The organism is Planococcus sp. ANT_H30 (genome assembly GCF_008369335.1).
GTDB classification, from domain to species: domain Bacteria; phylum Bacillota; class Bacilli; order Bacillales_A; family Planococcaceae; genus Planococcus; species Planococcus kocurii.
In genome coordinates, this window is record NZ_VOBJ01000004.1 from 195,552 (window position 1) to 215,728 (window position 20,177).

At 40.9% G+C, this 20,177-nt stretch carries 20 protein-coding genes; 13 read left to right on the forward strand and 7 right to left on the reverse strand.

What is annotated here, in order from left to right; translation table 11 throughout:
• Positions 1–86: 86 nt before the first annotated feature.
• Positions 87–1,007 carry a cysteine synthase A gene (gene cysK / locus FQ085_RS11225; RefSeq protein WP_149456612.1) on the reverse strand — a complete coding sequence of 307 codons (921 nt, stop codon included), beginning with the start codon at positions 1,005–1,007 and terminating at the stop codon, positions 87–89.
• 164 nt (positions 1,008–1,171) lie between these two features.
• Between cysK and FQ085_RS11230 the strand changes: the two genes are divergently transcribed.
• A complete protein-coding gene (locus FQ085_RS11230) occupies positions 1,172–2,065 on the forward strand; it encodes a sulfurtransferase (RefSeq protein ID WP_058386097.1) in 894 nt (297 codons plus the stop codon).
• Between the two features lie 305 nt (positions 2,066–2,370).
• Positions 2,371–3,471 (forward strand): AbrB family transcriptional regulator, encoded by a 1,101-nt coding sequence (locus tag FQ085_RS11235; RefSeq protein WP_262499789.1) that lies wholly within the window; start codon positions 2,371–2,373, stop codon positions 3,469–3,471.
• A gap of 88 nt (positions 3,472–3,559) precedes the next feature.
• On the opposite strand, the gene FQ085_RS11240 is transcribed toward FQ085_RS11235, so the two are convergent.
• On the reverse strand, positions 3,560–4,480 hold the full coding sequence (locus FQ085_RS11240) for a PhzF family phenazine biosynthesis protein (protein ID WP_149456613.1): 921 nt from the start codon (positions 4,478–4,480) through the stop codon (positions 3,560–3,562).
• A gap of 136 nt (positions 4,481–4,616) precedes the next feature.
• Between FQ085_RS11240 and FQ085_RS11245 the strand changes: the two genes are divergently transcribed.
• The 5 genes from FQ085_RS11245 (at position 4,617) to FQ085_RS11265 (ending at position 8,880) form a co-directional block, all read left to right on the forward strand.
• Positions 4,617–5,273: a potassium channel family protein gene (locus FQ085_RS11245; RefSeq protein WP_058386095.1), complete on the forward strand. Its 657-nt coding sequence runs from the start codon at positions 4,617–4,619 to the stop codon at positions 5,271–5,273.
• A gap of 134 nt (positions 5,274–5,407) precedes the next feature.
• Positions 5,408–6,067 (forward strand): reverse transcriptase-like protein, encoded by a 660-nt coding sequence (locus FQ085_RS11250; protein WP_149456614.1) that lies wholly within the window; start codon positions 5,408–5,410, stop codon positions 6,065–6,067.
• A gap of 293 nt (positions 6,068–6,360) precedes the next feature.
• Positions 6,361–7,158, forward strand: a complete 798-nt coding sequence (locus FQ085_RS11255) for a DUF4397 domain-containing protein (RefSeq protein ID WP_149456615.1) — start codon at positions 6,361–6,363, stop codon at positions 7,156–7,158.
• Positions 7,109–7,771, forward strand: a complete 663-nt coding sequence (locus FQ085_RS11260) for a class F sortase (RefSeq protein WP_237150173.1) — start codon at positions 7,109–7,111, stop codon at positions 7,769–7,771. Before FQ085_RS11255 ends, FQ085_RS11260 begins: the two co-directional genes overlap by 50 nt.
• A gap of 281 nt (positions 7,772–8,052) precedes the next feature.
• Positions 8,053–8,880, forward strand: a complete 828-nt coding sequence (locus FQ085_RS11265) for an undecaprenyl-diphosphate phosphatase (protein ID WP_058386092.1) — start codon at positions 8,053–8,055, stop codon at positions 8,878–8,880.
• Positions 8,881–8,922: 42 nt separating this feature from the next.
• Here FQ085_RS11265 and FQ085_RS11270 read toward each other — a convergent pair whose 3' ends face one another.
• On the reverse strand, positions 8,923–9,804 hold the full coding sequence (locus tag FQ085_RS11270; protein ID WP_058386091.1) for a LysR family transcriptional regulator: 882 nt from the start codon (positions 9,802–9,804) through the stop codon (positions 8,923–8,925).
• Positions 9,805–9,990: 186 nt separating this feature from the next.
• Here FQ085_RS11270 and FQ085_RS11275 point away from each other — a divergent pair, with 186 nt between their 5' ends.
• Both FQ085_RS11275 and FQ085_RS11280 read left to right on the forward strand, forming a co-directional pair.
• Positions 9,991–11,310 carry a GntP family permease gene (locus FQ085_RS11275; protein WP_058386090.1) on the forward strand — a complete coding sequence of 440 codons (1,320 nt, stop codon included), beginning with the start codon at positions 9,991–9,993 and terminating at the stop codon, positions 11,308–11,310.
• Between the two features lie 24 nt (positions 11,311–11,334).
• The gene (locus FQ085_RS11280) at positions 11,335–12,111 is read left to right on the forward strand and encodes a 3-hydroxybutyrate dehydrogenase (protein WP_058386947.1); all 777 of its coding nucleotides are present in this window, start codon (positions 11,335–11,337) and stop codon (positions 12,109–12,111) included.
• 71 nt (positions 12,112–12,182) lie between these two features.
• Here the strand turns inward: FQ085_RS11280 and FQ085_RS11285 are convergent, their stop codons facing one another.
• Together FQ085_RS11285 and FQ085_RS11290 are read right to left on the reverse strand one after the other, a co-directional pair.
• A complete protein-coding gene (locus FQ085_RS11285; protein WP_058386089.1) occupies positions 12,183–12,956 on the reverse strand; it encodes an alpha/beta fold hydrolase in 774 nt (257 codons plus the stop codon).
• 288 nt (positions 12,957–13,244) lie between these two features.
• Positions 13,245–13,796 carry a TVP38/TMEM64 family protein gene (locus FQ085_RS11290; protein ID WP_071153705.1) on the reverse strand — a complete coding sequence of 184 codons (552 nt, stop codon included), beginning with the start codon at positions 13,794–13,796 and terminating at the stop codon, positions 13,245–13,247.
• Between the two features lie 195 nt (positions 13,797–13,991).
• Between FQ085_RS11290 and FQ085_RS11295 the strand changes: the two genes are divergently transcribed.
• The 4 genes from FQ085_RS11295 (at position 13,992) to FQ085_RS11310 (ending at position 17,998) form a co-directional block, all read left to right on the forward strand.
• The gene (locus FQ085_RS11295; protein WP_149456616.1) at positions 13,992–14,927 is read left to right on the forward strand and encodes a ketopantoate reductase family protein; all 936 of its coding nucleotides are present in this window, start codon (positions 13,992–13,994) and stop codon (positions 14,925–14,927) included.
• Positions 14,928–14,996: 69 nt separating this feature from the next.
• On the forward strand, positions 14,997–15,959 hold the full coding sequence (locus tag FQ085_RS11300) for a TRM11 family SAM-dependent methyltransferase (RefSeq protein WP_149456617.1): 963 nt from the start codon (positions 14,997–14,999) through the stop codon (positions 15,957–15,959).
• 197 nt (positions 15,960–16,156) lie between these two features.
• The gene (locus tag FQ085_RS11305) at positions 16,157–17,395 is read left to right on the forward strand and encodes a cysteine desulfurase-like protein (RefSeq protein WP_149456618.1); all 1,239 of its coding nucleotides are present in this window, start codon (positions 16,157–16,159) and stop codon (positions 17,393–17,395) included.
• A gap of 129 nt (positions 17,396–17,524) precedes the next feature.
• Positions 17,525–17,998: a HEAT repeat domain-containing protein gene (locus tag FQ085_RS11310; protein ID WP_058386084.1), complete on the forward strand. Its 474-nt coding sequence runs from the start codon at positions 17,525–17,527 to the stop codon at positions 17,996–17,998.
• A gap of 41 nt (positions 17,999–18,039) precedes the next feature.
• Here FQ085_RS11310 and FQ085_RS11315 read toward each other — a convergent pair whose 3' ends face one another.
• Both FQ085_RS11315 and FQ085_RS11320 read right to left on the reverse strand, forming a co-directional pair.
• A complete protein-coding gene (locus tag FQ085_RS11315) occupies positions 18,040–18,621 on the reverse strand; it encodes a biotin transporter BioY (protein ID WP_058386083.1) in 582 nt (193 codons plus the stop codon).
• Between the two features lie 152 nt (positions 18,622–18,773).
• The gene (locus FQ085_RS11320) at positions 18,774–20,057 is read right to left on the reverse strand and encodes a glucose-6-phosphate isomerase (RefSeq protein WP_149456619.1); all 1,284 of its coding nucleotides are present in this window, start codon (positions 20,055–20,057) and stop codon (positions 18,774–18,776) included.
• Positions 20,058–20,177 lie beyond the last annotated feature (120 nt).

Genomic DNA, 20,177 nt, shown 5'->3' on the forward strand with positions numbered 1-20,177 from the left:
TAGTTGGAAATCCTAAATAGAGAACTCAGGAATAAAATAGAAACAAAAAACCAGCAGGCGACAAGCCTGCTGGTAGTGATTATCTTTTATTCATCAAATAAATTCATACTTAAGTAACGTTCACCGGTATCGGGTGCGATGCATAATACTTTTTTGCCGCTACCGAGGCGCTTCGCAAGTTCAATCGCTGCATAAATTGTCGCGCCTGCAGAGGGTCCGACAAAAATACCTTCTTCACGAGCAACTCGTTTAAAGATGTCAATCGCATCTTCATCTTGGATTGCCATGATTTCATCGTAGATTTTAGTATTTAAGATGCTCGGAATAAATCCAGGGCTCGTGCCTACTAATTTATGCTTGCCAGGTTTTCCACCAGACAAAACTGGAGATCCTTTCGGTTCCACGACTGCGATGTACAGCTCTGGCAGATGCTCTTTTAATGTTTCACCAGTCCCTGTAATAGTACCGCCAGTGCCAGCAGATGCTACAAAGGCATCCAGTTTCCCGTTCATTTGTTCCAAGATTTCTAGCGCTGTCGTTGTCCGGTGGATATCAGGATTTGCTTTGTTTTCGAATTGTTGCGGGATAAAACTATTTGGAATCTCCTTTTGCAGCTCAAGTGCTCTGCCGATAGCGCCAGGCATCTTTTCGTCACTTGGTGTGAGGACAACTTCAGAACCGTATGCTTTCAATAAATTGATTCGCTCTTTTGTTGCGTTGTCCGGCAGTACCAAGATAGAGCGATAGCCTCGTGCAGCAGCAACCATGGCTAAGCCAATACCGGTATTGCCACTTGTTGGCTCGATAATGGTTGCGCCTTCTGTTAATAACCCATCTTCCTCGGCCATTTTGATCATATTATAGGCAGCACGGTCTTTGACACTTTTCGATGGATTAAACATTTCCAATTTAACGTAGACGTCCGCTGCACCTTCTGGCACTATACGATTTAGTTTTACGACAGGCGTATCGCCAATCAATTCGGTAATATTATTGTAGGGTTTCACGTAGATAACAACCTTTCTTAGTTTAAAAAATCAACATGCGGATTTTGTGGAAATAAACGACGTCTTTCAATTGACGGCGTGCAACCTAGCTATTATTGTACTAGTATAACGCACATTTGTTAATCATATTGGATTTGTCGGCTTAAGAAAGGGATGTTAAAGAAATGGAAAAAATACCTTTAGTAGTTAGTACAGAATGGCTAGAACAGCGATTAGATGATCCGAAGTTACGAATTATAGATGCGACGGCCTTTATGGATATTCCAAGAGATGGAGGCCAAACTTCGATTTTGTCAGGCAAACCATCCTATGAACAAGGGCATATTAGTGGAGCAGTTCATATTGATTTATTAAACGAATTGTCAGATCCTGAATCGTCGTTACCGTTTACAGTGCCTCCACGCGATTATTTTTGCAAAAAGATGACTGAACTGGGCATAGGTGACGGCACTTATACCGTTATCTACGATCAAGGGGCATTGGTGGAAAATCCAGTTGTCGCTGCTTATTGGGCTTCACGGCTAGCGTGGCAAATGCACTATGAAGGCTACGAAAATATCGCGATTTTAGATGGAGGACTGCCTAAATGGAAACAAGAAGGGCGTCCATTAACGACAGTTCCCGGGAATTACCCATCGACTGTTTGTACTGGACAGCGTCGTACCGAGCTGCTTGCGAGCAAAGAAGATGTTAAACGTGCGATGAACGATGACAATGTCATTCTCATCAACAGCTTGTCACCTGAAGATTTTAAAGGAACAACAGATGCCTATCCCAGAAAAGGGCATATTCCGAGCAGCGTCAATGTCTTTTTTGGTGATCATGCCGATCAACAGACACAAAAAATGCATGCCGATGCCGCACTGCGTCAACCATTTGAAAAAATAGGAGCGTTAGATCTAGATAAAAAAGTCATCACCTACTGCGGTGGCGGACTTGCGGCAACGTGGACCGCTTTGATACTTAATACACTCGGTCAAACAAACGTCGCTGTTTACGACGGGTCGTTAAATGAATGGATAAGTGATCCAACGTGTCCTTTAGTGATGGGAAATTGAAAGACCGGGCTGATATCCATTGCGACAGACGCTTTCCGCGAGTAGAGTCTCAGCCGGTTGCACTACTGTAATCTCGAAAAACACACATCGAGTTCGAGATTGTGGGCCGAGATTCAGAAAAACAGACGGAGAAAAAGAGCTTCTTTTTCTCCGTCTGTTTTATTTTAGAGGGTTATGGGAAAGCCTGATCTATTCGACTTTCAAGGACGTTTAAGGTTTTATGTAGCGTAACGACAAAGTAAATCACTCAGTAATGCTATCTAACAGATATGTGATGATTTTATATTAAGACCTGAAAAGCTATAATGAATACAGTAGCTGTGAATGTTAAGAAAGAAGATGATCAAATGGTGATTTATCCAATGATGAAAACATTTCTAATTGGCTTAGCCGGTGCTGGGATTTTTATAATGGTTGGAGCACCCATGCCTTGGTTGCTAGGTCCGTTATTCGCTGTCTTATTCATGCAATTGTTTACGCCACTGCAGCTGAAATGGCATCCTCGCTTTCGCAATAGTGGATTGGTAATTGCAGGATACGTCATCGGCTTTGCTTTTACTGTGGAAGCGCTGCAAGGAATGAAAGAATATTTTCTGGCAATGGTCGTAATCAATTTAGCGTTTTTTATTCTTTTTTTATTTATCAGTTCATTAATGGCTTCTCAGACGAAAGTTGATCGGGCAACGGCGATGACGTGTTGTGTGCCGGGTGGATTGTCGCAGATTGTCACTTTTACAGAAGAACAGAAAACAATTGATTTGACAGCCGTAACGTTTTATCACGTCCTACGCGTGTTGCTCATTGTCGCCATTGTGCCATTTATTGTTGCTGACGGTGGATCTTCACATGTTGAAAAATTAGGGCAGGGAAACTATTCGCTGTCATTGCTGATGTTACTAGCGCTTTGTTATGGCGCTGGAATGATCGCACAAAAAATAAACGTACCGACAGCTTTTTTGTTGGGACCTGTTTTTTTTATTATGTTGCTTAACTTGACTGGTGTGGTAGTTCCGGTCATGCCAAGTTCTTTTTTGCATATCGCGCAATTGTTTATTGGCATCTATATCGGCTTATTATTGCAAAAGAAAGATTTGAAATTAACTAAGCGCATGGTCTTCTACTCTTTTTTTTCAAGCAGTGTACTGATTGCTTTTGCTTTTATCGTGAGCCTAGTGTTGCAGAAGTTATACGGGTTAAGCTTTTCGACTAGTTTTTTAAGTGTAGTGCCGGGTGGACTTGACCAGATGGGGATTATTGCCGCATCCGTGGATGCAGACGTCACAGTAGTGACAGCTTTTCAGCTATTCCGGATTTTGGTTGTCTCAACATTGATTGTGCCGTTTGTTAAAATTATTGCTAAACGCGGTGAACAACAGGAAAACTTGTATGCAAAAAATACAAAATAAACAACAACTATAAGTTAAAGCTAGTTGTTGTTTATTTCGCAGCTAGATTCTCTTTCATGATTCAGAAGTCGACAGCTCTTTTTGAAAATTAGGGAATGTAAAGTTCACCTCGTCCGACGACGACAGCAGTGCCACCAATTTTAACTTCTTGGTATGTTTCGTTGTTCTTAGTGATAGTGATATCGATAAAACTAGGTCTTCCCATTTCTATTCCTTGTTCACTGCGTATAAAAAAATGGCCTTCATCACCATTGTCAATAACACCGTGTTCAACTAAAAATGCACCCAGTGGACCACAAGCAGCACCAGTTGCTGGATCTTCTGAAATGCCCATAGCAGGGGCAAACATTCGACAGTGGACTGTTGAGTCATCGTGTTCGGTTTCTGTTGTGAAGGTGAAGACGTGTTGGCGATTGGAATCCCCACTAAAGTGGCGTTCCCAAACATCGGTTCGGAAATTTATTTCTCTCATGGCGGCGAGGGAACGAAGGGGTACGAACAGGAAGGGAATACCGGACGAAACGGTCTGGATAGGAAAGCGTGTATCTAATTCTCCTTTTGGCAATGACAGCAAGTCTGCAACCAAAGCTTGTCTTTCAAATATTTCTCCGAAAACTGGGAGAGGTTGAATCATTTCTACTGTTGTTATTTGCTCTCCTTCTTTGCGGACGGTCACCGCGATATCGGTAAGCTCTTCTTCGATAATCCATTCATTCATTCCGTCGTGTAAAGGTAACATGTTTAGGTAGGCCATAACAAAAGCTGTTCCGATCGTAGGATGACCCGCTATCGGTAATTCTACTTGAGGTGTGAAAATCCGTAAACTTAGCTGGTGTTGTGGTTTGCGGGGAGGACAGATAAAAGCAGTTTCCGATAAATTCAGTTCGTTAGCAATCCGCTGCATGATTTTTGTGTCTAAGCCGGAACCATCATGAAAAACGGCTAATTGATTGCCACTAAAAAATTGTGCAGTAAACACGTCGACTAATGTATAGGTTAACGTTTGCATAGTAATCCTCCTTTTCTGAATAATTCTACTTATTAGTTTATTTTTATCAGTTATCCATCAAAAAGTCCAATGTCTTCGATTGCAAACAATTCGTTTTGGGAATAAAGTAGCTATATGAGAGAAAAGAGGGAAGCCTGTGAAAAAACAGATTGTGGTCGTCGGATTAGGTCGCTTTGGAAGCAGTGTCTGTAAAGAGCTACATAGCATGGGACATGAAATTATGGCGATAGATACAGACCCAGAAAAAGTGAATGCCTTAAGAGAGTATGCAGCTTTTACCGTAATTGCAGATGCTACTGATGAAAATCAACTGAAATCGTTAGGCGTACGGAATTTTGAACATGCCATCGTAGCTATCGGAGATAATCTTCAAGCAAGTGTGCTATGCACTTTGATGTTAAAAGAACTTGGCTTGCCGAAAGTGTGGGTAAAAGCACGTGACCTCCAGCATGAGAAAATTCTTCACAAAGTCGGAGCAGATCGTGTCATTCAGCCGGAAAAAGAAATGGGAATCCGGGTGGCGCATCACGTCGATTCGGATAAAATTATCGACTACATCGATTTGTCCCACGATTACAGCATCATCGAGCTAGTAGCTTCTGGTAAGATGGCCAATAAAACATTGATTGACTTAAACATTCGCAAAGAATTCAATTGTATTGTATTGGCGATAAAAAAAGAGGAAGATGTTAATATCGCACCAGCAATTGACGATATGGTGGAACAAGACGATGTATTAATTGTTATGGGACATAAAAATGATTTAAAGCGTTTAGAAGAGAAAGCATTATAAAGACAGCCGGGCTCCACAATGGAGGCGGCTTTTTTGCTGCTTAAGTAGTCGTTTAGTGAGGTTGCTGAATGGGAATCGTGTGTACAAGAGAAGTTGAGCAAGTAGACTAGTTTACAGAGAATGGAGGACGACGGATGGAGCTGCGGATAGAGTGGACGCATAAAACGCCTAAAGGCCCAGAAGTGAATTTCTTTTCAGAAGAACTACCAGCAGCTGCCGCGATTTTAGTAGCCAAAGACCTGGAGCAAACAGGTCGAGCTAAAAATCTTCGTTTTGTAGATCGTTTTGACAGTAGCTGGACGTTAAAAGAAGTGAACGCATACTTAAAAGAAATAGAAACAGAACCGCATCGTGTCATTGTTTATTTTGATGGAGGTCATGAACGTATTTCAAGAAGTGCCGGTCTTGGTTGTGTGATTTACTATGAGCAACATGGCAAATCGTATCGCCTTCGGACAAATACCAAATTGGATCAGCTAACTTCAAATAACGAAGCGGAATATGCAGCGTTGTATTTTTGTCTGCAGCAATTGGAACAGCTAGAAGTCCACCATCAACTCGTTCGCTTTGTCGGCGATTCTCGCATTGTCATAAACGGCATGACCAATGAATGGCTCGTAACAGAAAAACAATTACAGCTTTGGATAGAACGAAGTAGAGTAAAAATAAACGAGCTGGGCATTCAAACTGATTACCAATTAATACCGCGCAAAGAGAATTCAGAAGCAGATAAACTAGCTACGCAAGCGTTGAGCGGTGTAGCTATTGCAGCTTTAATTGAAATTACAAGTTAAGTTCGCTATGTGTAAGCGAAAAGAAATGGACAGGGTCATGCAACTCTGTCCATTTTTTTATAGGGAAAATGTTATTGTGTGTAAGCTAGTCATGCAGGAAGGTTATACAAAGAATAAATGAGAAAATATGGAATATTTTTAGGGTAAGCTACTAGTTATGTAGATGATGGATAGTACTATTAGTTTAAAAATCAGAATAATCTGATTTTAATGTTGTAAAAACAACAGAAATAGGTTATAAATAAGTTGTACAATAATTGTGCAAAAACTACACACGTGAAGGAGAGGAAAAAATGAAGAAAATTTTAGTTTCATTTTCAGTTGCTATGGCACTTGTATTCTCACTGCTCGCTGCTGGTGTTTTAGCAGATAGTGACACTGCTAAAGTCAGAGTGGTTCACGCTTCACCAGATGCACCTGCTGTTGATGTGTATGTTAATGGTGATTTAACGCTCGAAAATGTACCATTTAAGGCAGATTCAGGCTACCTAGAAGTGCCAGCCGGTACACATGATGTAGAAGTTTTTGCAAACGGAACGGAATATGCAGCGGGTGAAGGCGTATTGCAGGCAGACCTTACCGTCGAAGCAGGCAAAGCCTATACGGTTGCTGCAGCAAACTTGCTGGAATCTATTGAATTTGTAGTTGCTGAAGATTCAATGGAAGTAACAGAAGGGAAAACAAAAGTACGCGTTGGACACTTGTCTCCAGACGCTCCAGCAGTTGATGTTGGTGTAATTGGTGGAGATGCTTTGTTCAGTGGAGCAGAATTCCCTGGAATTACAGCTTATGCTGAATTGGATGCCGGTACTTATGACTTGGAAATCCGTTTACCAGATGGCACACAAGTGTTGCCACTCGAAGGCACGGAGTTAGCTGCAAACACTGTTTATAGTGTCTTTGCAGTAAACACGGTTGATTCATTGGAAGTAATTGCGCTTGTTGATTATGAAGCAGCTGGATCACCGGACGGCATGCCAACTACAGGTCTTGGTACGCCTAATCAATCTCAGGCTACTTGGTTGTTGCTAGGAGGAGCCCTTGTTCTTATCGGAGCTAGTACGCTTATATGGAAAAAACGGTTTCAATAAAGAGCTCCTGGTAGTTCTAACTCTTTTGTTGTTAGCGGGTTGTCAGCAACCGGAGGATGAAGTAAGTGTCCGCTCAGAAAGCGTAGGATTTACGCTCGATGAACCGGCTACAGTCGATGTCCAACAGACGGCTCCAACCCAAAATCCGATTAATGGGTTAAAGCGAACAGGTATTGAGCCCAGTTCATTAAAAATTCCTTCTATTGATGTGCAAGCAGAAGTCCAACACCTGGGGATAACAGAGAATGGTGAAATGGCAGTGCCGGATAATATCGAAGATGTCAGTTGGTTTTCTCCAGGATACCAACCTGGTCAAAACGGTCGTGCTGTAATTGCCGGTCATGTCGATGGTATTGACGGTCCTGCAATTTTCTGGGATCTTTCTCAGCTTCAGTTAGGGGACGAAGTGGTAGTTGAAGGGAAAGACAAAACGCTGATATTCAAAATTCATACGATGGAGTCTGTCGCGCTTGATTTGGCGGATGTCTCGAATGTTTTTGGCTATACTTCTTCTCCTGAATTGGTGCTGATTACTTGTTCAGGAACTTACGATTTTGATCGAGGAACACGAGAAGAACGTTTGATTGTCTACGCAAGTCTTGTAGAAGAATAACTGGGAAGACGTTGTAATGTGCTAATAAGAGCATATCGCAATGTCTTTTTAGTTTGAACTACGTGTGCATCTCGTTTTTTATTGGAATGGATGCAACCTTTTTCTGAGTACAGCGTTCTATAGTAATTGAACAAAAGTCTGTATGTTCTTTCTTAATCTTTGGCAGTACAAATGCTTTAAAAAGAAAGTCAAAATGATAAAAATTCAGCAACTCACACGCCTTTATTAACCGTATAATAGATACAGCATTTATTTTATTACAGAAAGCAGGATTCGTTTACATGGAATGGTTTGACTTGTTAAAGGCATTAATATTAGGGTTTGTTGAAGGGATGACAGAATTTGCTCCTGTTTCTTCTACAGGTCATTTAATCATCGTTGATGACATGTGGTTAAAATCACAGGAGTTTTTAGGGAAATACCCAGCGAATACATTTAAAATTGTTATTCAGCTAGGATCAATACTGGCAGTTGTTGTGGTCTTTTGGAAACGTCTATTCAGTTTAGTAGGCCTTTATAAAATAGAGGGTCAACAAGCAAGCTCGAGCTTCAATTTACTACACGTTATTATTGGCATGCTGCCAGCAGTGATTTTCGGATTTGCTTTTAAGGATTTAATCGATGATCACTTGTTTGGTGTTGAGACCGTCATCTATGCACTAGTTGCCGGAGCCATCTTGATGATTGTTGCAGACAAGTTCGGACCTAAAAAGCCAACAGTCAATTCTTTAGATGACATTACCTATTTTCAAGCATTGAAAATAGGCCTCGTGCAATGCTTATCGCTGTGGCCGGGATTCTCTCGCTCTGGTGCCACAATTTCAGGTGGTGTGTTGTTTGGGTTAAATCACCGAGTTGCGGCGGACTTCACGTTCATCATGGCTGTTCCGATTATGTTTGGGGCGAGCCTTGTATCGGTACTGAAAAACTGGGATACGTTATCGATGGATTATTTATCCTTTTACGTCGTCGGCTTCGTATCTGCTTTCGTCTTTGCGTTAATTTCCATTCGTTTCTTCTTAAAACTGATTTCTCGCATAAAGCTTATGCCGTTTGCTATTTACCGATTGGTCTTGGCTGCAGTGTTGGCGATTATTGTTTTCTTATAATAAGCAAAAAAGGAGCTTCCAAGTGGAGGCTCCTTTTTTGTATCAAACAATCGGTAACTTTTCTACTAAAGAAATAAACTCGCGCGATACATAAGGGACATAGCGATTTTTCGCTAAAATAATGCCCAGTCTCCAAGGAAAAGTATGAGTCAGTGAAATCATTTTAAATGGACCATCTTTAACGCGGTCGCAAATCAATTTGGGCATTAACGTAACACCTAAGTTTTTTTCTACCATTCCGACAATAAAATCCCATTGCGAACTTTCATAGGCAATTTTGGGCGTGAATCCTTCACTTATACAAAATTCAATCGTTCGGCTGTTCAAAGTAAATTCTTTGCTAAGGAGCAAAAATGGATCATCTTTAAAACGAATCAAATCAATAACATCGTGACAGGCAAGAGGATGTGATTCGTGAACGAGCAATTTAATTTCTTGGTCAACAAAGGGGACGACATCGAATTTTTCTTGATCAACTGGCAGCATAACAAATCCCAAATCAACTTCGCCTTCGTATACTTTTCTCTCTACTGTTTTGGCACCATCTTCTGCAAGAATGACAGTGACGTCGGGATAAGCGTGTTGAAATTCGGCGATGATGGTCGGAAAGAATAACGTACTAATAACTGGTGGAAGACCAATTTTCACTTTGCCTTTTTTCAAATTCATGACATCGTACAGAGAAGCCGATAAATCATCAATACTGTGAATGATTTTCTGAGCTTGTTCATAAACAACAACGCCTGCGTCAGTTAAATTGATTTGACGGGCTGACCGATCGAACAACATAACTTCCATTTCGTCCTCCAGGTTTTTTACCATTTTACTCAAAGTTGGCTGTGTCACGTGAAGAGTAAGTGCAGCTTTTGTAAAACTTCGATGTTTGGCAACTTCAACGAAATACGTTAATTGACGAATATCCATACTATTCTCCTCTACTTATAACTAATTATTATAGAACTTATAGTAATTATTCATTTTACCTATCTTGAAGAGAGTTGTACACTAATAAAAGCAAACAGCTCTAAATTTTCAGAAAATTAAATCGCTTTTTGAAAACAAGTAAGTAAGCGTTTTTATTTGGTAAGTAAAAGAAAAGGGGGATTTTAAATGTTGAGTATGATTGGAATGGTTGGTGGACTGGTACTTCTTATTGTTTTAACGATGAGAGGTATGAACTTATTGATTGCGGGTCCATTATCCGCATTATTTGTAGCACTTTTCAGCGGACTGCCATTATTTCCGCAATTGGTAGGAGAAGGAGAAGCAAACCTATTAACAAATTATATGACTAGTTTTTCTGGATTTATCACTGCTTGGTTCCCGATGTTCCTACTCGGTGCAATTTTTGGTAAAGTAATGGAAGATAGTGGAGCTGCTGATAGCGTCTCAAGATGGTTAGTTGGGAAATTTGGTTTATCGAAAGCTGTACTTGCAATTGTTATCGCCTGTGCTGTCTTGACCTATGGGGGAGTGAGTTTGTTCGTTGTTGCGTTCTCGGTTTTTCCAATGGCGCTTAGCTTGTTCAAACAAGCCGATCTTCCACGTCGCTTTATTCCTGCAGCTTTAGCTTTGGGCTCAGTAACATTCACAATGACGTCTGCGGGTTCACCTGAAATTCAAAACTGGATTCCGATTGAATACTTAAAGACGAGCCCGTATGCAGGGTGGGAAGTTAGTATTTTAGTCGCTGTCTTTATGGCCGTGTTTGGTTACTGGTGGTTAAAACGCATGATTAGTAAAGCTGTTAAGAAAGGCGAGCGTTTTGAAGCTCGTTCAACAGATCCAGTTGTTAAGAATCGAGAATTGCCGAACCCGATTATGGGCTTAATCCCATTAGTTGTCGTTCTTGGAATCTCCTTTATTTTCCATGATTCATTAAAAACATCTGCGTTGATTATCGCTTTACTAGGCGGCGTTTTGACAACGTATTTATTGAACCGTAAGTATTTTTCTAATCTAGGCAAAGCTTTATCAGATGGAACAATCGGTGCATTAATTGCAATCGGTAATACGGCGGCTGTCGTTGGTTTTGGTGGTGTTGCCAAATCTGTCCCAGCGTTCCAAGTAGCAGTAGATGCGATGACAAGTATTCCCGGAAGCCCATTAATCGGTGGGGCGATCGCTGTCAGCGTCATTGCTGGACTAACTGGATCCGCTTCAGGTGGGCAAGTTATCGCCTTGCCACTTCTTGCGCCACATTATATCGACATGGGTGTTAATACAGAAGCGCTTCACCGAACAATTGCTATTTCATCAGGAGCACTTGATTCATTACCTCACAACGGGTACGTCGTTACAACGATTCGAGGGATTTGTGGCGAAACACATCAAGCCGCTTATGGACCTGTTGGTGCTGTGACAGTCATTGTTCCGTTACTAGGACTTGCCATTGCCATCATTTTATTTTCACTAGGACTTGGAATTTAACAACAGCTACGGAGGGAACAAATGATGATAGACAATAAAGTAGTATTGATAACAGGCGCCGCTAGTGGAATAGGTTATGAAATCAGCTCAGACTTTGCACAAGCTGGAGCAAAAATTGTGTTATCGGATATTGATGAGCATGCAGTCCAAAAAGCAGCAGAAACTTTGAGAGCCAAAGGGATGGATTGCCTCGGCATCAAATGCGATGTAACAAATGAAGAAGATATTAAAAATGTTATTGAACAAACAGTTGCTCATTATGGCTCACTTGATGTTCTTATCAATAATGCTGGAATGCAATACATCTCACCAATTGAAGAATTTCCAACAGAGAAGTATGAATTATTGATTCGGATTATGTTAATTGCACCGTTTATCGCGACAAAGCACGCTTTCCCAATTATGAAAAAACAAGGTTCTGGACGCATCATTAATATGGCATCCATCAATGGACTTGTTGGTTTTGCAGGAAAAGCTGCATACAATAGTGCCAAGCACGGCGTCATTGGCTTGACGAAAGTTGCAGCACTTGAAGGCGCTGAGCATGGCATTACCGTAAATGCCATGTGTCCAGGCTACGTCGACACGCCACTTGTCCGAAATCAGATGAACGATTTAGCAAAAACGCGTCAAGTGCCAGTTGAAAAAGTATTTGAAGAAGTGCTATATCCTTTAATTCCTCAAAAGCGTCTACTGGCGGTAAAAGAAGTATCAGATTATACGATGTTCTTAGCTAGTGACAAAGCGTCAGGTATTACGGGACAAGCCGTTGTGCTAGATGGTGGCTATACCGCTCAATAAACTAAACCCGTTCAGCATAATAGGTGCCGAACGGGTTTTTCTTGTCGTTTTATAGACGTAGCTAGGGCAGATTAGTCAAGAAAGTTTTCAATAATTCCAAGGAAAAGTTTGGGTTGCTCCACATTTGGTGCATGTCCAGAACGTTTAAATTCCATAAAAGTAGCATCGGGAATGGCAATTGCTGTTTCGCGTCCTTTATCAGGCGGGTTTAATCCGTCGAATTTGCCGCTAATGATCAATGTCTCGGCAGAAATTTGGGGAAGTTGTTGACGAAAGTCGAATTTCTTTAAAGCATCCGCTGCAATAGCTTGCTCTTTCATAGTCAATTGACGGCTTTTTTGAGCCGTTTTTTTGAGCCATTCATCAATCCGATTTTGGTTGTGGTAGATATAGCTAGAGGAAGTCTTGAATTTTTCAAGAATGCTCAAACCGTCAAACTCCTCAGGATAACGATCAAAAAGCTCAGTCATAGAGGATTGTTCGCCGTAAGATTTAGTCGCAACTAGTACAAGCTTTGCAACTTTTTTCGGTTGTTGAGCTGCAATTCCCTGTGCAATATAACTGCCCATCGATACACCAATCACATGAACCGCATCAAGTGTGAGATGAGCAAGAAGAGCAAGGGCATCGTCTATATGATCTTGCAATGTGTATTGTTCAAGACGGCTGGAATTGCCGTGTCCGCGTGAATCCAATGCAATAACGCGGTGTTCATTTTTGAAAAAGTCCATTTCGCGATAAAACATCGCTGAATTGCTTGTCAGTCCATGAAGCAAGAGAAGCGGTTGTCCTTCTCCGATATCTTCGTAAAATAATTCGATTCCGTTGTGGGTGAAAACGGGCATAATCATTCTCCTTTATCAATCATCTATGACATGTAATACCCTGTAATTAAGAAAATTAAAAGCACAACTTAAAGTTGTGCTTCAGTTTGTAGACGAAAGAATCATTATAAGTCGGCAGAGAATGAACATTCTTTTCATCTTGTTTATATCGGATTTAGCGCTCCAGGCGGTCGCTTTCTGCGGGCTTGCGCTACGAATCTTAGCGTGTCGCAATTACCAAGCATATTAAGATTTTGTCTACAAAAAGTGAATAACAGTGTACTGTGTTTCTTCTACGTACTGTTTTAGTCAATCAGACTGCGGACGAGAATTCTGCCATTTTTCAATAAAGCTGAATATCGCTGCAAGCAATATGAACATACTTGCGGTGACATACCAAGGAAACTCTGAAATAGACTGCCCAAATGCGGTATACAGAATGGCAGGTGCAATTAATCCAAGAGCAGAAATAGCCATGTATTCCTTAAGTGACTTAGTCATTTCCATCAAGTACCAAGATAATAAATGAAAATGAACAAAAGGCATAATCCGAAGAATCATCACTTGAGCAACAGACAAAGTGCGATTGGGGAATATTTTATCTTTCAATTTCCCCATTTTTTCTTGGAATTTCGGAAATTTATTGATTAATACGTAAGATACCCAACTCATTAACGTTAAGCCGATAAACGACAAAAGAGCTCCTTCAAAAAATCCGAAAAGGTAGCCTCCAGCAATACAAACAGCGATAACCGGTATGAATAACAGTGGCCGTAATAAATGCAAAAGTATAAAAAGAAGCGGTGCCAACCAACCGACGTTATCCATGAATGTTTCGAGGGATTGATCGAATTGCTCCATACGATCCCAACCTCTCTAATTATGTTTACTAATAAGGTAGGATAATCTAAAAAGACTGTAAAAGCAAGGAGTTTTTTTATGTGGTATATTCATGCTAGATATATCGACTGAATAATTTTGCTTGTCGATCTTCCAAAATTAACTATACTATTTTTCATATAAAGTCGCTAAAGGTAGATAGAAAAGAGGGATTGCATGAATGTATTAATTATCGGAGCAGGAGCAATGGGGAGTTTGTTCGCGGGACGTTTAAAAGCACAAGGAGCTAATGTCTTTCTATATAATAGGAGAAATTCTCATGTTGATAAAATCAATCAAAGTGGATTAACGATTGTTGAACGAGATAACCAGGAGACAATGGTTCCTTTGACAGTCGTACACGAAGTTTCAGGTGCTTCGTATGATCTTGTATTAGTGATGTTGAAAACGCATGCTACGAAAAATGTGTTAACCCAATTAAAGGATTCATTTTCTGTGAATACCTTATTTGTGACCATGCAAAATGGTCTTGGAAACTTAGAAACTATTTCAGCCATTTTCCCGAACAATCCTGTGGTTGCCGGTACGATGGGCTGTGGTGCTAGTGTAGAAAGTGCTGGACGGATTCTTCACCGGGGCTGGGGGAAAAATTGGATTGGTCATTCTAAAGATGCTGCTGCTCAAAAGAAAATAGGAGGATTCATCGAAGCGTTGAATTGCTCCGGTCTGGAAACGGAGTTAGCAGAAGATGTTCAAACCGTTATTTGGAATAAACTGTTTGTTAACGTTGCTTTTAATTCATTGACGGCAGTAACGCGCTTGAGAAATGGTGATATTCTCCATACAAATGAAGGACAACAGTTGCTCGAACGTGTCGTAACAGAAGCACTGCAGGTAGCTAAAGCGGAAGGTGTTTCTGTAGACGCACAACAGACAATCGCCAAGTGCATAAAAATGGGTAACGAAGAAATTGCTACCAATAAATCTTCTATGTTAATGGATATTCTACATAAGCGAAAAACAGAAATTGACGCGATCAATGGCGCTGTATCCAAACTTGGCAAATACCACGGCATACCAACTCCATATAATGAAATGATCACGGGAATCATTCGAGTCATTGAAGCAAATTATGACCTGCAAGTCGACTAACTTCTGAAGAATTCTGCTATACTTAGGAGATGTTGTCCTGAACAAAGGGGCAGATAAGGACGGGATGAATTGAAACAATTAACTGCAACAGGCGATTACATCTACACGTATGCTTATACAAATGATGAAAAAAATTTATGTCAATTAGAAATGCGATCTTTTTTCGAAAAAGACACCAGTAGTAAAATTATCAAAAGCGGAGTCGCAATCGATCCGAGTCGGAGCCCGTTTATTAAAGAACGAGTTGAAGTATTGCTTGAAGGCGATAGCTTGCAAGAAATTTTGAGACAATCAGCAGAAGTAGATATGGACCAGTTAACATTCAAAGTCATTTTTTTGAAAATCAATGGCTTGACTGAGCAGGACCAAGTTGATTATTCAGGTAAACGAAACGTTGAGCGAGAAATTGGTTCCGCTATTACCGGTGAAGCGGACGTTCATCATCCAGATGTAACATTTGGGTTGATTCCTTTTGAAGGTCGCTGGTATTTCGGGCGCTATCTTCAAAGCGAGCCTGTTTGGTTTAAGCATATGAAAAAACCGCGCGAATATTCAACGGCATTAAGTACACGCGTTGCTCGCGCAGTTGCTAATATTGCCGTACCACAACCAAAAGGTATCAAAGCCATTGATCCATGTTGTGGTATTGGTACAGTTTTAGTGGAAGCACTATCAATGGGAATCGACATTGTTGGGCGTGATATGAATCCGCTAGTTGTCGATGGATCTAGAGAAAATATCGCTCATTTTGGATTGACTGGTGAAGTAGCATTAGGCCCGATTGCGGAAGTCGAAGCTATTTACGACGTGGCCATCATTGATATGCCGTATAACCTATACACACACGCAACGCCCGCAGACCAATTAGGAATTTTAAAAGCTGCATATCCGATTACTGAAAAGTTAGTGGTCGTCACGATCGAGACAATGGATCATATGATCAAAGAAGCGGGATTTGTCATCACTGACCGCTGTATTGCTAAAAAAGGGTTGTTCTTGCGGGAAATCGTCGTGTGTCAAAAAGCTGTTTAAACGTCGCGATAAGCGGCGTTTTTTAGTTGAAATCGGGTTTGGCAAGTATTTAGCGTGAACTGGACAGTATTTGCTCCCAATCGGACAGTATTTCAGCCCAATCGGACAGTATTTTCAAAAACATTAAAAAATAAAGGGAATTGCGTTCGAAAATTGAATACGGTAACAGTACCTTACTCAAAAAGGAGCTGCAAGCAATGAAAATAGCCACAATAACGAATTATCCAATTGCTAAAGTACGTGAACAATTTCCGGCTTTAACGAGAACTTATAACGGGAAAACGGTTGCTTATTTTGATGGTCCAGGCGGATCGCAAGTTGTCAGTTCAGCGATTCAAGCAATCGCTCGTTATATGGAAAGAGGCGGCGGTAATCTCCACGGTGCTTTTCCATCTAGTTGGGAAACAGAAGAAGTGATTTCAGAAGCAAGACTTGCGGTCGCAGACTTTCTAAATGTCCAAGCCAAGGAAGTAGCGTTTGGAGCGAACATGACAACATTAACGATTGCCATCGCCAACGCACTCGGTAAAAAATTCAAAGCAGGTGACGAAATCGTGGTCACTGAAATGGATCATCGTGCCAATGTCGATCCGTGGATCATGATGGCAGAAGACCGAGGATTAACGGTTCGCTGGGTCAAAGTTGATACTGAAACAAAAACACTCGATTTGACAGAATTAAACGAACTCATCAATGAAAAGACAAAAATTGTCGCTATTGGGATGGCATCTAACGCGATTGGCACAATCGTCGATCTTAAACCGTTTGCGGAACGAGCAAAAAAGGTTGGAGCCCTATTAATAGCTGATGCTGTTCATGCTGCACCACATGTACCGATGGACAGAGACGACATGGAAATTGATATTTTATTATGCTCAGCTTACAAGTTCTTTGGACCGCATATCGGCATCGCCGCAATCAAAGAGGAAATTTTCAAAGATTTGGAGCCGTACAAATTGACCACTTCTCCAAGTTATTACCCAGATAAGCTAGAAACCGGTACGCAAAATCATGAAGGCATTGCCGGAATTCGCCCAGCTATTGAGTTTTTTGCAGGTTTTGGAGAAGGCGAAACGCGAAGAGCGCGTATTTTGAGTGGTGTGGCGCATATTGAAAGTTACGAAAACAGTTTGGCAAATCGACTGCGGGAAGGCTTATCAGCTATTGAAGGTGTGATAGTTACACAAGCTGCAGCAAATGTACCCAAAACGCCGACAGTCGCTTTCCAAGTTGCTGGTGTTGAACCAGGAGAAATTTGCAAAAAGCTAGCTGAAGACCATAGTATTTTTGTTGCCGCAGGTCATTTCTACGCATCGACACTTGGTGAGGTTCTAGGCGTCAATGACAGTGGTGGCTGGGTGCGTGCAGGTCTTGCTCCATATAGTACAGAAGAAGAGGTAGATCGTTTAATTGGCGCTATTAAAGAGCTTACTTAAACTGTAGTATGAATAATCGACTTTTTTCCTTTTGCTCTAGATGATGTTATACTGGTAGGAACTTGTTCCGCCAACGGAGAGCATTACGTTATTTCCCGCAAAGGGACATAAACAAAGGAGAATGAAATTTTGACACAAACGAACAGCAACTCTGATAACAAACCGACGAATTTACCACCGAATTACGACGAATTGAAAAAAGCGGCGAACCGGCAGGCTAACTGGAAAGAGCGTTTGGCTGCGGTTGAAGAGCTTGGTAACTGGAAGAGCGAGCCAACAATCGACCTTTTGACACATCGCATGAATCACGATTCTGTTTATCAAGTACAAGAAGCTGCTTATGAACAACTTAAAAACTTTGGTGAAAACGTTCATATGCCAGAGCGTAAGAAATTTGATTTGATCAAAGACACTTCGAAAGTACTTGTGCGAATCAAAAAAAGTTTGCCAGTAGGGCATAGCTATGAAGAATTTAAAGAAAAGTTGCAAAAAATGCGTAGCGATATTTACGATACGTATAAAGGCGACAAAGGCGAAGATTTCGAAAAATGGTTAGAAGAGCAATGGAAAGCAGCTCCATTCAAACAACCACGCCGCAGATAATAAAACCAAAACCCGAATGCCACCGAGGCATTCGGGTTTTTTTAAAGGTATTTTTGAATAATAGGTTTTAAACGGTAACCGAACAAACCGGCAAGTACAGCGAGGATTAAATCTTTTGGAAGCGGTACAGCCATCCAAGCCCAAGCCATTTTATACGTAAAGCCTTCAGGCGCTGCAAACCATAATTTGTAGGCTGCATACATCCAGTTGGTACCAAACAAATAATTGACCGTCATGCCGACGAGTGCCGCAATAACAAATCCTTTTTTAGTAGACCATTTTTCAGCAATGAGTCCGGCTAAATAAGCTGTAAAAACATAAGACACAATAAATCCAAAAGTTGGACTAATCAACGTGTCCATGCCACCAGAAAATTTTGCAAAAACAGGGACGCCTGCAAGACCGATAAATGCATAAACAATCATAGAAACGGCACCCATGCGACTACCAAGAAGAATGCCTGCTAAAATTGCAAAGAAAGTTTGAAGCGTAATCGGTACACCGCCGATAATCAGAAACGAAGCAATATTTGCGCCAATGGCCATTAAGGCAGAAAATAACGCGATATGTACCAATTGCAGAGTGCGGGAGTGATTAGCCGATCTAGTCGTCGTTGTGGTCATTATATTTCCTCCTACTTTTTTCATATAAATTGAGTATAAAGAGATGATTTATTTAAGTCAACTTATTTATTTTTATGGTTAACTCATTTAAAAGGAGAAAAATACAATCAAAAAAAAGCTGACTCGTTACAAGTCAGCTTTTTGCTATAATTTTAAAATCCTGGTTTATTTAATAACTTAAAGATATTATTCTTGTAGTCTTCTACGCCCGGCTGGTCAAATGGGTTAATATCGAGCATATAAGCACTATAGGCACATGAAAGCATATAGAAATACAATAAATGACCTAGATGGTATTCATCGATTTTAGAAATCGTTAAACTAAGCTGCGGTACACCACCGTCTAAGTGAGCACTTGATGTTCCTTTGTACGCGACGTGATTAAACTCCTGTAAAGAAAGTCCCGCCATATAATTCAATTCATCGTCGTCATTTTCAGCTTCAACAATCGACAAGTCTTCGTTTGCTTCTTGAACGAGTAAGAAAGTTTCAAACAAATTGCGTTTGCCATCTTGGATATACTGTCCCATCGAATGCAAGTCGGTTGTAAAGGAAACAGATGCCGGGAAAATACCTTTGCCTTCTTTGCCTTCACTTTCGCCAAACAATTGCTTCCACCATTCCTGGACGAACGATAGTTTCGGTTCGAATGTTGCCATTACTTCTGTCGTATAGCCTTCTACATAAAGCTGGTGACGAACTGCTGCATATTGTGCTGCTGCATTGTCATCAAAGTTCGTATTATTGTAAAGTTCTTCTGCATTTGTAGCTCCAGCCATCAACTCGCGTATGGAATAACCCGCAGCGGCAATCGGGACAAGTCCAACAGCAGTGAAAACAGAATAGCGTCCGCCTACGTCAGCAGGAACGACAAAACGTTTATAACCATTTTCTTCAGCAAGTGTTAATAAAGCACCTTTTTCAGCATCAGTCGTTACAATAATTCGCTCTGCTGCTTCTTGGCCGTAGCGCTTTTCCATATAGTCTTTTAGGAAGCGAAAAGCGATAGCAGGCTCTGTTGTTTTCCCTGATTTGGAGATCACATTGACCATTACGCGTTTGCCATCAAGATGAGCAAGCAATTGCTTTAAATACTCACCGCTAACTTGGTGACCTGCAAAAACCACTTCGAGTCCTGATTCTTTACTGAAATAAGGAGCGAGTGCGGACAACACAGCTTTAGCGCCTAAATAAGATCCGCCAATACCAATCACTACTAATACATCTGCCTTATTCTGAATTTCCACTGCTGTTTTTTCAACTTTCTTCAAAAACTCTTCATCGAGTTTGCTCGGCCAGTCTAGCCACCCAAGAAAGTCAGAGCCTTTCCCTTTTTTGTTGTAAAGGTTTTCGTGAATCTGTTTTAAATGCGCTCTTTTTTCAAGTGTTAAACCTGCTCCAATTGACTCTGAAAATGTAAGTTCAACCATATTCATCCTCCTATCATTTGTTTATCAGTTTACCATATTTAAAGCGGCAATTGCGCAGCCAGCTAATGCAATAAGCAAAAAAACAGAAATCCATTACGCTGATCACAAGATAAATTTAACGCTAAA